At 72.3% G+C, this 12,310-nt stretch carries 14 protein-coding genes; 5 read left to right on the forward strand and 9 right to left on the reverse strand.

Annotated features, from left to right (window positions below):
• Positions 1–15: 15 nt before the first annotated feature.
• The 5 genes from J3486_RS39410 to J3486_RS39430 all read right to left on the reverse strand — a co-directional run bounded on the left by J3486_RS39410 (position 16) and on the right by J3486_RS39430 (position 4,624).
• Positions 16–1,593, reverse strand: a complete 1,578-nt coding sequence (locus J3486_RS39410) for an ABC transporter substrate-binding protein (RefSeq protein ID WP_374194826.1) — start codon at positions 1,591–1,593, stop codon at positions 16–18.
• Between the two features lie 133 nt (positions 1,594–1,726).
• A complete protein-coding gene (locus J3486_RS39415) occupies positions 1,727–2,482 on the reverse strand; it encodes an SDR family oxidoreductase (protein WP_207828823.1) in 756 nt (251 codons plus the stop codon).
• Between the two features lie 17 nt (positions 2,483–2,499).
• On the reverse strand, positions 2,500–3,261 hold the full coding sequence (gene fabG / locus J3486_RS39420; RefSeq protein ID WP_207828824.1) for a 3-oxoacyl-ACP reductase FabG: 762 nt from the start codon (positions 3,259–3,261) through the stop codon (positions 2,500–2,502).
• Between the two features lie 167 nt (positions 3,262–3,428).
• Positions 3,429–3,812, reverse strand: coding sequence for a DUF3037 domain-containing protein (locus J3486_RS39425; RefSeq protein WP_207828825.1), 384 nt, complete (start codon positions 3,810–3,812; stop codon positions 3,429–3,431).
• A complete protein-coding gene (locus J3486_RS39430) occupies positions 3,809–4,624 on the reverse strand; it encodes a HipA family kinase (RefSeq protein WP_207828826.1) in 816 nt (271 codons plus the stop codon). Before J3486_RS39430 ends, J3486_RS39425 begins: the two co-directional genes overlap by 4 nt.
• Before the next feature lie 116 nt (positions 4,625–4,740).
• On the opposite strand from J3486_RS39430, the gene J3486_RS39435 reads away from it, so the two are divergent.
• Positions 4,741–5,217, forward strand: a complete 477-nt coding sequence (locus J3486_RS39435; RefSeq protein ID WP_207828827.1) for a Rieske (2Fe-2S) protein — start codon at positions 4,741–4,743, stop codon at positions 5,215–5,217.
• Here J3486_RS39435 and J3486_RS39440 read toward each other — a convergent pair.
• Positions 5,204–5,845 carry a cysteine hydrolase gene (locus J3486_RS39440; RefSeq protein ID WP_207828828.1) on the reverse strand — a complete coding sequence of 214 codons (642 nt, stop codon included), beginning with the start codon at positions 5,843–5,845 and terminating at the stop codon, positions 5,204–5,206. The genes J3486_RS39435 and J3486_RS39440 overlap by 14 nt on opposite strands.
• Before the next feature lie 123 nt (positions 5,846–5,968).
• Between J3486_RS39440 and J3486_RS39445 the strand changes: the two genes are divergently transcribed.
• A complete protein-coding gene (locus tag J3486_RS39445; protein WP_207828829.1) occupies positions 5,969–6,436 on the forward strand; it encodes a pyridoxamine 5'-phosphate oxidase family protein in 468 nt (155 codons plus the stop codon).
• Positions 6,437–6,445: 9 nt separating this feature from the next.
• Here J3486_RS39445 and J3486_RS39450 read toward each other — a convergent pair whose 3' ends face one another.
• Positions 6,446–7,363, reverse strand: coding sequence for a LysR family transcriptional regulator (locus tag J3486_RS39450; protein WP_207828830.1), 918 nt, complete (start codon positions 7,361–7,363; stop codon positions 6,446–6,448).
• 75 nt (positions 7,364–7,438) lie between these two features.
• Here J3486_RS39450 and J3486_RS39455 point away from each other — a divergent pair, with 75 nt between their 5' ends.
• Positions 7,439–8,392: a DMT family transporter gene (locus J3486_RS39455; RefSeq protein ID WP_207828831.1), complete on the forward strand. Its 954-nt coding sequence runs from the start codon at positions 7,439–7,441 to the stop codon at positions 8,390–8,392.
• 192 nt (positions 8,393–8,584) lie between these two features.
• Here J3486_RS39455 and J3486_RS39460 read toward each other — a convergent pair whose 3' ends face one another.
• A complete protein-coding gene (locus J3486_RS39460; RefSeq protein WP_207828833.1) occupies positions 8,585–9,916 on the reverse strand; it encodes an aminotransferase class I/II-fold pyridoxal phosphate-dependent enzyme in 1,332 nt (443 codons plus the stop codon).
• Positions 9,917–9,953: 37 nt separating this feature from the next.
• Between J3486_RS39460 and J3486_RS39465 the strand changes: the two genes are divergently transcribed.
• Together J3486_RS39465 and J3486_RS39470 are read left to right on the forward strand one after the other, a co-directional pair.
• The gene (locus tag J3486_RS39465) at positions 9,954–10,682 is read left to right on the forward strand and encodes a pyridoxamine 5'-phosphate oxidase family protein (protein ID WP_207828834.1); all 729 of its coding nucleotides are present in this window, start codon (positions 9,954–9,956) and stop codon (positions 10,680–10,682) included.
• Positions 10,682–11,317 carry an FMN-binding negative transcriptional regulator gene (locus J3486_RS39470; RefSeq protein ID WP_207828836.1) on the forward strand — a complete coding sequence of 212 codons (636 nt, stop codon included), beginning with the start codon at positions 10,682–10,684 and terminating at the stop codon, positions 11,315–11,317. Before J3486_RS39465 ends, J3486_RS39470 begins: the two co-directional genes overlap by 1 nt.
• 4 nt (positions 11,318–11,321) lie before the next feature.
• Here J3486_RS39470 and J3486_RS39475 read toward each other — a convergent pair whose 3' ends face one another.
• Positions 11,322–12,281, reverse strand: coding sequence for a DMT family transporter (locus tag J3486_RS39475; RefSeq protein WP_207828837.1), 960 nt, complete (start codon positions 12,279–12,281; stop codon positions 11,322–11,324).
• Between the last annotated feature and the right edge of the window lie 29 nt (positions 12,282–12,310).

The raw sequence follows: 12,310 nt of genomic DNA on the forward strand, positions 1-12,310 counted from the left end.
GGGCCCGAGCCCCCGTCACCAGCTGGTCTTGCGCTCCAGTTCCCACATCAGCATGATCGTCGACGGGTCGAGGGCCCGCTCACCACCGGCGATGTCCTCGCTGGCCGCGATGTACTGCTTGCCCTGCCACAGCGGCAGCAGCCGCACATCCTGGGCCATGATCTGCTCCGCCCGCGCGAACTGCCGCACCACGGCGCCGCGGTCGCTCTCCCGGCGCGACTGCGGCAGCAGCTCGTCGGTGATCTCCGGCTCGGTGTACGGCGTACCGACCGCGTTCTCCTTGCCCACGAAGGGCGCGATGAAGTTGTCGGCGTCGGGGAAGTCGGGGAACCAGTTGCGCCCGAACGCCGGGTACTCGCCCTTGCGGTACCCGGCCTCGTACGTGTTCCACGGCCGGCTCTTGAGCGTCACCTTGAAGAGCCCGGACTCCTCCAACTGCCGCTTGATCTCAGCGAATTCGGGCGCGGTCGCGGAACCGAAACGGTCGGTGGTGTACCAGAGCGTGAGCGGGACCGGCGCCGTGATACCCGCCTTGGAGAGGATCTCCGCGGCCTTCGCCGGGCTCGGCTCACCATAGGCGTCGAAGAAGCCGGTGGTGTGTCCGACGAGACCCGCAGGGACCATGGAGAACAGCGGGGTGACGGTGTCCTGGTAGACCTTCTCCGCGATGGCGCCGCGGTCCACGACCTGGGCGACGGCCTGGCGCACGGCCCGCTTGGCGGCCATCGGGTCCTTGGGGTTGAAGACGAGATAGCTGGTCTCCATGCCCGCGCCCTCGACGAGCTGGAGGCCCTCGTCGCCCTTCTTGTCCTGGAGGTTCACGACGTCGGATGCGGCGAGTCCGCGGTAGGTGAGGTCGATCTTCTTCGCCTTCAGGGCGGCGACCATGTCGGAGGACGTCGTGAAGTAGCGGATGGTCACGGCGCCGTTCTTGCGGTCGGCGAAGCCCTTGTACGAGTCGTTCCTGACCAGCTCGGCCCGGTCACCGGCCTTGTAGGTCTTGAGCACGTAGGGCCCGGAACCGCTCACCTTGCCGTCTCTGCGCAGGGACGTGGCCGGGTAGTCGTCGGGGTCGACGATCGACATGGCCGGGGTGGCGAGCACGAACGGGAACGTCGCGTCCGGCTTCTTCAGGTGAAACGTCACATCGCGGCTGCCCTGCGTCGTGACGTTCTCCAGACTGCCCAGCAGCCCGTCGGGGCCGCCCTTGACCCCGATCTTGCGGATCCGGTCGATCGAGTACTTCACGGCGGCCGCGTCGAGGGTGTCCCCGTCGGAGAACTTCAGGCCCTCCCGCAGCTCGCAGTGGTAGACGCGGTTCTCGGCGTCCTTGAAGGAACAGGTGGCCGCGTCGGGCTCGGGCCGGGCGCCGCCCGACGGGAAGGCGACCAGGGTCTGGTACACGTTCCGGAACAGCTCCCACGAGCCGTCCCACGAGGCGGCGGGGTCCAGGGTGCTGGGGGCACTCGTGGTCCCGACCACGATCGGGTCCTCGTCCTCGGAGTCGCTCGCGTTCACGACCCCGCACCCGGCCAGCAGGGGTATGAACGCAGTCGCCGCCAACGCGCGGGGGGCAAGCAACCGTTTGAACACGCGCACGCTCCTCGATCGGCCATGCCATGGAATCGGCCGACCATATCGCAGTGCCCCGCCGGGTCAACTGCTTGCTCCGACGGGGCACTTGAGCTGCGGGAAGTTTGTCTCGTGACGCCCGCAATCTGACGCGTCAGGCGACGCCCGCGTTGAGGAAGATGCCGCCGTCGACGACGAGCGTCTGCCCGGTGATCCAGTCCGACTGGGACGAGGTGAGGAACGCGGCGGCGCCGCCGATGTCCTCCGGAACCCCGAGCCGGCCCAGCGGGTAGGCGGCCGCGGCCTCGGCCTCCCGGCCCTCGTACAGGGCCTGCGCGAACTTGGTCTTCACGACGGCCGGGGCGATCGAGTTGACCCGCACCTTGGGCGCGAACTCGTGCGCCAGCTGCAGCGTCAGGTTGACCATGGCGGCCTTGCTCATGCCGTACGCGCCGATGAACGGCGAGGCGGAGACACCGGCGACGGACGCGATGTTCACGATCGCGCCGCCGTTCTCCTTCTGCCACGCCCGGTACGTCTGCTGCGCGAAGCCGAGCGCCGAGATGACGTTCGTCTCGAAGACCTTCCTGGCCACGTTCAGGTCGAGTTCGGCGATCGGCCCGAACACCGGGTTCGTACCGGCGTTGTTGACGAGGAAGTCGACGCGGCCGAACGCCTCCATGGTGCGCTCGACGGCGGCGGCCTGGTGGGCCTCGTCGTGCGCCTTGCCGGCCACGTAGACGGCCCGGTCGGGGCCGAGCTTCTCCACGGCCTCCTTGAGCGCTTCCTCGCCGCGACCGGTGATGCACACGCGGTCGCCGCGCGCGACGAGGGCCTCGGCGATGCCGTAACCGATGCCGCGGCTCGCGCCGGTGACGAGGGCGACCTTGCCCGAGAGTTCTGCGGTCATGTCCTGTTCCTCCGGCTTCAGTTGAGCGGTCCGCCGGCCACGTACATGACCTGGCCGGAGACGAAGCCGGCCGCCTCGCCGGTGAAGAAGGCGATGGCGTTGGCGATGTCGTCGGGCCTGCCGACGCGCTGCACCGGGATCTGCGTGGCGGCCGCGGCCTGGAACTCCTCGAAGCCCATGCCGACGCGCTCGGCGGTGGCGGCGGTCATGTCCGTGACGATGAAGCCGGGGGCGACGGCGTTGGCGGTGACGCCGAACTTGCCGAGCTCGATCGCGAGGGTCTTGGTGAAGCCCTGCAGACCGGCCTTGGCGGCGGAGTAGTTGACCTGGCCGCGGTTGCCGAGCGCCGAGGACGACGAGAGGTTCACGATGCGGCCGAACTTGGCGTCCACCATGTGCTTCTGGACGGCCTTGGACATCAGGAACGCACCGCGCAGGTGCACGTTCATGACCGTGTCCCAGTCACTCGCGCTCATCTTGAACAGCAGGTTGTCGCGGAGCACGCCCGCGTTGTTGACCAGGATGGTCGGCGCGCCGAGCTCCTCGGCGATGCGCGCGACGGCGGCCGCGACCTGCGCCTCGTCGGAGACGTCGCAGCCCACGGCGAGCGCCTTGCCACCGGCGGCGGTGATCTTCTCGACGGTGTCCTTGCAGGCGGCCTCGTCGAGGTCGATCACGGCGACGGCGCGGCCCTCTGCGGCCAGACGGATCGCGGTGGCGGCGCCGATGCCGCGCGCGGCCCCGGTGACGATCGCTACGCGCTGCTCAGTGGTGGACATGCTCTTCGGTCTCCTCGCCCTAGAGGTCGGCTGCTCGGCTGCGAATCGCTGAGCAACCGCTTAGTACCCTGTGCGGGTGACGCTAGAAGCCCTGGCACCCGGTGTCAACGTACCCACCGGGTGCCCCTGATCACTCAGCGCGGGATCGGCGCGGAATCAGCGCGGGATCAGCGCACCAGCAGGTCGAGCAGACGCTCCGCCTCGGCGGCCGGATCGGTGGTCAGACCGGTGTGCACGGGCCCCGGCTGCACCACGGTCGAGCGGGGCGCGACGAGCCAGCGGTAGCGCCGCCCGGCGTCGTCCGCGCCGGCCTGGCCGGCCCCGTCGCCTCCCGCGCAGTGCCGCTCGACCGCGTCGAGCAGCGCCCGCACCCCCACCACGTCGGCGTCGGGGTCGAGGGCGAGCAGCCGCGCCTCGTCCAGGTGGGTGAGGGCGGTGACGTAGGACTGGGCGCGGCAGTACACGACCACACCGGCGTTGATCTGCTCCCCGCGCTCCACGCGCGGCACCACGCGCAGCAGGGCGTACTCGAAGACGTCGCGCTCGCTCACCGGCCGGCTCCTTCTTCCTTCGTGATCCAGCCCGTGGGCCGCCGGGCCGCCGCGGCGGTCTCCGGCAGGTCGATACGTTCCTGAAGTCCGGGGACGCGTTCGAGCAGCGTCTCCACGTATGCGCGCCGGACCGCGTCCGGAGTGTCGAAGCCGGGCTCGTCCGTCAGCCAGACGTCGGGCACGTCGGCGGCGCACTCGGCGAGCAGCTCCTCGGTGACCTGCGGCGCAAGACCGGCGGCCGCCGCGGCGAGGTCGGGCCCGAACGGGGCGAGGGCGTGGTCGCCGGCGTCGTACGGCTTGCCCGCCCAGACGGCGGCGCCGCGCCAGTTGTGGTGCCAGATCATGCTGGCGCCGTGATCGATGAGCCACAACGCGCCGTCCCGGACGAGCATGTTGGGGTTGCGCCAGGACCGGTCGACGTTGTTGATCAGGGCGTCGAACCAGACGACCCGGCCGGCCTCGGCCGGGTCGACGGCGTAGGCGAGCGGGTCGAAACCGAGCGCGCCGCTGAGGAAGCGCATTCCGAGGTTGGTGCCGCCGCTGCCCTTGAGCAGTCCCTGCACCTCGGGGTCCGGCTCGCCGAGGCCGATCACCGGGTCGAGGCCGAGCGCGACGAGTCCGGGCACCCGGAAGCCGAGCCGGCGCGCCAGCTGCCCGCAGATCACCTCCGCGACGAGCGTCTTGCGGCCCTGGCCCGCGCCGGTGAACTTCATGACGTACGAGGTGTGATCGTCGGCCTCGACCAGGCCGGGCAGCGATCCGCCCTCCCTCAAAGGGGTGACATAACGGGTCACTGTGACTTCGGTGAGCATGGGGCCAGGTTATGAGATCGGCGAGGTGTTGAACGCTCCGGGATCACCGTACGTACCGCTGGGAAACCCCCACGGATCCAGCCCCGCCCGACCCAGAACCGAAAGGAACCGACGGCATGACCGTTTCGCACGAGGCCGGTCCCACCGACCCCACCGGCACCACTCACCCCGACGGTGTCGCTCCGTCCCGCCGCACCGTCGTCGCCGCGGTCGGCGCGGCCGGGCTCGCCGCGGCGCTGACCGCGTGCGGGAGCTCCGACGACGGCGGCGGGTCGGAGCCCGCGGGCAACGCCTCGGCGGCGGGCGGCGGCGCGCTCGCCAAGACCGCGGACATCCCGGAGGGCGGCGGCAAGATCTTCGCCGACCAGGGTGTCGTGGTGACACAGCCGACGAAGGGCCAGTTCAAGGCGTTCTCCTCGACCTGTACGCATCAGGGCTGCAAGGTGTCGAAGATCGAGGGCGGCACGATCGACTGCCCGTGTCACGGCAGCAAGTTCTCCATCGAGGACGGCTCCGTCAAGCACCCGCCCGCCACCCAGCCGCTGCCCGCGAAGCAGATCACGGTCAGCGGCGACTCGATCAGCCTCGCCTAGGGCGCTTCCACGCGGCGAGCACGTCCCTGGTCGCCGTGACGGTGGCGACCAGGGCGAGCGTGTTGCGGATCATCGCCGGGGTGTAGTCGGAGGGCACCCCGGCGATGGCGTCCCCGGGCACGACGACGTCGTAGCCCAGGTTCACCGCGTCGAAGACGGCGTTCGGTATCGCCACGTTGCTGGAGACACCGGTGACGACGAGGGTGCGGCAGCCGAGGTTGCGCAGCAGCGCGTCGACGTCCGTGCCCGCGATCGGGGAGAGCCCGTGCAGCCGGCGCACCACGAGGTCCTCGTCGGCGACCTCGATGGGCGGTGCGACGCGCACCGCCCTGCTGCCGCTGAGCTGCTGGACGGGGAGGCGTTCGGCGGCCCGGAAGAGGCGGCCGTTCCGGTTGGCGCCGCGCCCGTCGGGGCGGCGTTCGGCGACCGCGTGCAGGACCTGCACCCCACCCTCGTGGGCGGCGGCCACGAGCTGCGCGATCCGGGTGAGCGCCCCCGACTTACTTGCCTCCTCGGCGAGTTCGGGCAGGGCGCTGTCGGTGCCGACGACGCCCTGCTGGCACTCGACGGTGAGCAGCACGGTGGTGGCCGGGGCGAGCAGTTCGGCCAGGTGCTCGGGTGTCGCCATGGTTTCCCCCTGCTTCGCGGACGCTTCACGGGCTGCTGGAGGGTAGCCACCATTGCGCGTGGACGGAAGAGCCCGCATGCTGCGTGACTGACGAGCCGTCAGCGAGCATGCGGAGGAGCACCCATGACCGTCACCCAGCGCAGGGGCCGCAGGATCATGATGAGTCCGCAGGAACGGGACGCGTTCCTCGCGGAGCAGCGCACCTGCCGCGTGGCCACGGTCTCGGCCGACGGCACGCCGCACGTGAGCCCGCTGTGGTTCCTGTGGGACGGCACGTCGCTGTGGCTGTACTCCCTCGCACGCAGCCGCCGTTGGGCGGATCTGACGGCGGACGGGCGGGTCGCCGTGGTGGTCGACGCGGGCGACGAGTACGGCGAGCTGCGCGGCGTCGAGCTCTGCGGCCGGATCGAGTTCGTCGGCGAGTCCCCGCGCACCGGCGAGCCGTTCCCCGAACTGGAGGCTCCGGAGCGGCAGTTCGCCGAGAAGAACTTCGGCCTGCCCACGATGGTCTACGACGGGCGGCACGCCTGGGCCCGGCTGACCCCGGACAAGATCGCCTCATGGGACTTCCGGAAGCTGGCCGGTCTGTAGTCGGTCCCGCTACGCGCCGGCGAACTGTCCGAGGTCCGCGCCCGCCTTCTGCAGCGCCCGCACGGCCGCCCGGATGGACGGCCGCCGGTCCGCGTCCGCCCGCCACACCACGTACACATGGCGCCGCACCTGCTGGCGCACCGGCACGGTCACCACGCCCTGCGGCATCGGGTCGCGGCCGAGCAGCGGGGCGACGCACACCCCCAACCCGGCGGCGACCAGGCCGAGTTGGGTGTGCGTCTCGGCGGCGCGGTGGCCGACCTGCGGCTCGACCCCCTTGGCGCGCAGCGTGAACAGCAGCCACTCGTGGCAGAACTCGCCCTCGCCCCAGGTGATCCACTCGTCGTCGGCGAAGTCCTCGAGACCCACCTCGGCACGGTCCGCGAGGGGGTGGCCGACCGGCATGGCGATGTCGGCGGGGTCGTCCATGATGCTCGCCTTCACCAGCCCGTCGGGCATCGGCATCGGTTTGTTGTACCAGTCGAGCACGACGGCCAGGTCGAGATCGCCGCGCACCACCCCGGCGACCCCGGCCTCGGGCTCCAACTCCTGCGAACGCAAGCGCAGTTGGGGATGATCGGCGCGCAGTGCGGCCAGCGCGTGCGGGAACAGTCCGCGGGCCGCGGTCGGGAACGCCGAGATGCGCAGCTCGCCGACGACCTGTCCGCGCTGCGCCTCCAGGTCGGACTGGGCGAGCTCGACCTGGGAGAGGATGCGCGCCGCGTGCTCGGCGAGCAGCCGGCCCGCGTCCGTGAGCCGCACCCCGCGCCCGTGCTTGGCGAGCAGCTGCTGGCCCGCCTCGCGCTCCAGCTTGGCCATCTGCTGGGAGACGGCGGACGTCGTGACGTGCAGCGCCTCGGCGGCGCCGCTGACCGAGCCGTGCCGGGCGAGGGCGTCCAGGACGCGCAGGCGCTCCAAGTTCAACATGTAAGCGATGCTAAGCGATACAGCGCACGTATTCTCGCTTGTGCTACGAGAAAGTGGGAAGCCACTCTTGTCGGCATGAGCACCGTCACCGCTTCCCGCGCCCCCGAGGCCGCCGCACTCCCCGCCCCGGCCCGCCCCGCTCTGGACTGGCGCGTCCGGTTCGGCGCGCTCTCCCTCATCTGGGGTTTCAGCTTCCTGCTCATCAAGGTGGGCACGGACGGCTACGCCCCCTTCCAGGTCACCTTCGGGCGGCTGCTGTTCGGTACGGCGGTGCTCGCCGCGGCGATGATCGTGAAGCGCCAGGGCCTGCCGCGCGGCGCCCGCACCTGGGGCCATCTGGCGGTGGCGGCGCTTCTGCTCAACGCGCTGCCGTTCTCCCTCTTCGCGTTCGCCGAGCGGACCATCCCGTCCACGCTGGCGGGTATCTGCAACGCGACGTCGCCGCTGTGGGGCATGGCCCTGTCGCTGGTCGCGCTCTCCGAGGACCGGCCGACGCGGCGCAGGGTCGCGGGCCTGGGCATCGGTTTCCTCGGCGTGCTCACGGTCCTCGGCGTGTGGCAGGGCTTCCACGGCCTCGACGTGACGGGCACGGCGCTGGCCCTCCTGGCCTCGTTCAGCTACCCGGTCGGCTGGATCTACGTACGCCGCACCCTGGCGCACACCGGCCACTCCCACCTGTCGATGACCGGCGCCCAGCTCTTCCTCGCGACGCTCCAACTGGCCCTGATCACCCCGCTGTTCACGTCCTGGCCGAGCCACTTCGCCCTGGCCCCGCTGCTCGCGATCGTCGCGCTGGGCGCGCTCGGCACCGGTCTCGCGGTGCTGCTCCAGTACGGCCTGGTCGCCGAGGTCGGCCCGACGACCGCGCAGATGGTCACGTACTTCATCCCGGTCATCGCCACCGCGGCGGGCGTCGCCCTCCTCGGCGAATCGCTGACCTGGTCGACCCCGATCGGCGCGGCCGTCGTCCTGGCCGGCGCCGCCCTGACCCAGCCCCGCCGCACCCGCCGCCGGACGGACGGCAACTGAGACCAGGGCACGCCCACCCCCACCCGCCTTGGGCAATCTGCCGCCAAGGGCGGCAGGGTGGGCAAGGCGGCACCCCAGCGCCGGGCAGGCGCTCCGACGGGCCCGCACCCCAGCACACCCCCGCCCAGCCAAGACCCGGCCGAACCTCAACCCGCCGAGCCCGAACTCCCCGAACCCGAACCCGAACCCCGCTCAGGCATACCCCCGCCCCGGCCCAGGCCGCACCGCCGCAGCCACATCCTCCGCAACCCCCGCCATCTCCCCGACCCCCAACCGAGAAACAGTCACCCGCACCCCCGGCCCCGCACTCATCCGGAACCGCGCCCCCGGCGCCACCGCCCACCCAGCATGCAGCAACCGCGCCACGGCCCCGGTCTCATCGGGCACCGGCACCCACACGTTCATCCCGCTCCGCCCGAACGCCACGACCCCCCGCTCCGCGAGCGCCGAGATCAACGCCTCCCGCCGCTCCCCGTACGACGTGGCGACCGCCGCCACATCCACGGCACCCCCGGCCCACAGCCCGGCCACCGCCCGCTGCGTGATCCGGCTGACCCACCCGGGCCCGAGCCGCTGCCGCCCCCGCACCCGGTCCACCGTCACCGCGTCCCCGGTGAGCACGGCCAGCCGGAGATCGGGCCCGTACGCCTTCGCCACGGACCGCACGAACGCCCAGTGCCGTACCGCCCCGGCCAGCGGATGCAACGGAAGGTCGACGATGGCGTGCCCGTGGTCGTCCTCGATGAGCAGCACCTCGGGCGCCCCGGCCAGCACCGCCCGCAGCTCACGCGCCCGCTCCGGACCCACCGCAGCCCCGGTCGGGTTCTGCGCCCGGCACGTCACGACGAGGGCCCGCGCCCCCTCCCGCAACGCCCGCTCCACATCCCCCGGCAACGGCCCGTCGTCGTCCACCCCGACCGGCACGATCCGCAGCCCGAGCGCCGGCACGAGGTCGAGCATGCTGCCCCACCCCGGATCCTCGACGGCGACCGCGTCCCCGGCCTTGAGATGCGCGGCGAGCACCCGCTCGATGGCGTCGAGCGACCCGGACGTCACGGTCACGGGCCCCTCGGGCACCCCGTCCGCGTCGAACCCGGCCCGCGCCCGCCGCACCAGCTCCGGCTCCAGCGGGTCGCTGCCGTACAGCACGGGGTCCTCGTCCCCCGCGGCCGCCGCCGCGGCGAACACCTCGGCGAGCGGCGGCAACAGCGCGATGTCCGGATTGCCGTCGGAGACGTCCCGCACCCCCGGCGGCACCTCCACCCGGATGTGCTCGCGCGCGGTGGTGGCGGGCTTCGGGCGCACCCGGCTGCCGCGCCGCCCCGCCGTCTCGATGACCCCGCGCTCGCGCAGCGTCCGGTACGCGGCCGCGACCGTATTGGGATTCACCCCGAGCGACTGAGCCAACTCCCGCATGGGAGGCAGCAGTTGCCCCGGTTCCAGGCCGCCATCGGCCACCGCACGCTCGACGCTCGCGGAAATCTCTGCTGCGCGGCGCCCCTTGATCGGATACTCTCCTAGCACAAACAGCATTTTGCACTAATACAATGGAGTCCGCAATATGAGCGTGGCAACCGACCAGCAGCCGCCGCACCGGCCGGACGAGCCCGCGGCCCCGGACACGTACGCGCCCACGGACCGCACCGTCCCCACCCGGTCCAAGGAACGCGCCTCGTACGACCGTTCGCTGGTGCACTCGATACTCGACGAGGCGTACGTCTGCCACCTCGGCTTCGTGCGCGACGGCGCTCCGGTGGTGCTGCCCACCCTCTACGGCCGCGTCGACGACGTCCTCTACGTCCACGGCTCGACCGGCTCGCGTCCGCTGCGCATGGCGGGCCAGGCGTCCTCCGCGGGAGCCGAGCAGGACCCCGGCCTGCCCGTCTGCCTCACGGTGACGCACGTCGACGGCCTGGTCCTGGCCCGCTCCGCCTTCCACCACTCCATCAACTACCGCTCGGTGGTCATCCACGGCACCGCCCACCAGGTCACGGACCCGGACGAGAAGCGGCGCGCCCTCGACGCCCTGGTCGACCACGTCGTACCGGGCCGCGCGGCCGACTCCCGCCCGGCGAACGCCAAGGAGCTCGCCGCGACCGCCGTGCTCCGCCTCGACCTCGCGGAGGTATCGGCCAAGCTGCGCACCGGCGGCCCGAACGACGAGCCGGAGGACATGGGCCTGCCGCACTGGGCGGGCGTCGTCCCGCTGCAGAAGGGCTACGACCCCCTGATCCCGTCCGCCGATCTCGCCGACGGCATTGAAGTCCCCGCGTACTTGCGGGAGTTGTGATGCTGATCCACCCCTGGGACGCGGCACGCTCCGACGCCGAGTGGCAACAGTGGCTGGCCGTCCACGACTTCGGGCAGCTCGCGGTCAACGGGCTGCCGGGCGAGCCCCCGTTCGTCCAGCCGATGCACTTCGCGTACGACGCCGAGCGCGGCGAGGTCCTCGCGCACCTGGCCCGCCCGAACCCGGTGTGGCCCGCGCTGGACGCGAACCCCGAGGTGCTGCTGAGCGTCGTCGACGACTACGCGTACGTACAGGGGCCCTGGCAGGCGCTGCCCGGCGATCCGCCCGAGCACGGCACGCCGACCAGCTTCTACGCGGCCGTCCAACTCCGGTGCACGGCACGCGTCGTGGACGACCCGGCGGAGAAGGCCGAGCTCCTCAACCGGCAGCTGGGCCACTTCCAGCCGCCCGGCATGTCGGCGACGGTGGCGGCGGACGAGGGCCCGTACGCGCGGCGGCTCCCCGGGATCCGGGGGCTGCGCCTCCAGGTCACGGACGTGCGCGCCAAGTTCAAGTACGGCGGCAACAAACCCGAGGAGGTCCAGGACCGGATCGCCGAGGGGCTCGCCGAGCGCGGCCGCCCGCTGGACGCCGCCGCGCTGGCGGTGCAGCTGCGGCGGCGCCGGGAGGCATGAGGGATCAGCGGGTGGCGCGGGCCTCCGCGACGGCGAGGCCCGCCACCGCGACCAGCATCAGGGCCGTGCCGGTCACGGTCGCCGCGGTCAGCTCCTCACCCAGCAGCGTCACCGCGACGACCGCGGCGCCCACCGGTTCGAGCAGCATGATCACGGAGACCGTGGCGGAGCGTACGACGGCGGCGCCCGCGAAGTACAGGCCGTAGGCGAGCGCGGTCGGCACCGACGTCACGTACGCCAACAGGCCGACGACCGCGCCCGGTTGAGCCGTGTGCGCAACCAGCCCGTCGTGCGCGCCGAAGGGCAGCAGCACGAGCGCGGCGACGGCGAAGGTCCCGGCGGTCGTTCCGATCCCGGAACCGCCCTGCCCGTGCCGCCCGAACCACCGGGTGAGCAGCGTCATGACGGCGTATCCGGCCGCCGAGGCGAGCGCCCACAGCACCCCGGCCGGCCGCACGGCCGCGCCCCCACCGCCCAGCACGAGCACGGCGAGCCCGCCGAGCGCACCGGCGACGGCGAGCAGCCCGCCGGTGCCGAGCCGCTCCCCCAGCGTGACGCGCGCGCCGACCGCGATCAGGACGGGCCCCGCGCCGAGGGTGACCACGGTCCCCACGGCGAGCCCGGTCACCGCCACGGCGGCGAAGTAGGCGGTCTGGAACACGGCGAGGGACACCCCGAGGACGCAGAGCCGCAGGGCCGCCCTCGGCCCCGGCCGCGCGGCGCGGTGGTCGCGCCCGCGCCACAGCCGCGCGGCGAGCAGCAGCACGCAGCCTCCGGCGCAGCGCCAGAACGACAGGGCGCCGGCCCCCATGTCGCTCACCAGGAACACCAGCGAGGCGGCGGCGCCCGCGGTGCCCCAGGCGAACCCGGCGACGATCAGATACAGCAGTCCGCGCCCGACCGGCAGTTGACCGGAGGCGGGCGTATCGACACGGACAGAGACAGCTGAGACAGCCTTGGACACGTGGTTCTCCACGGAAGCGGGCCCCGGAC

The sequence above is a fragment of the Streptomyces sp. VRA16 Mangrove soil genome, assembly GCF_017377775.1.
Taxonomy (GTDB): Bacteria; Actinomycetota; Actinomycetes; order Streptomycetales; family Streptomycetaceae; genus Streptomyces.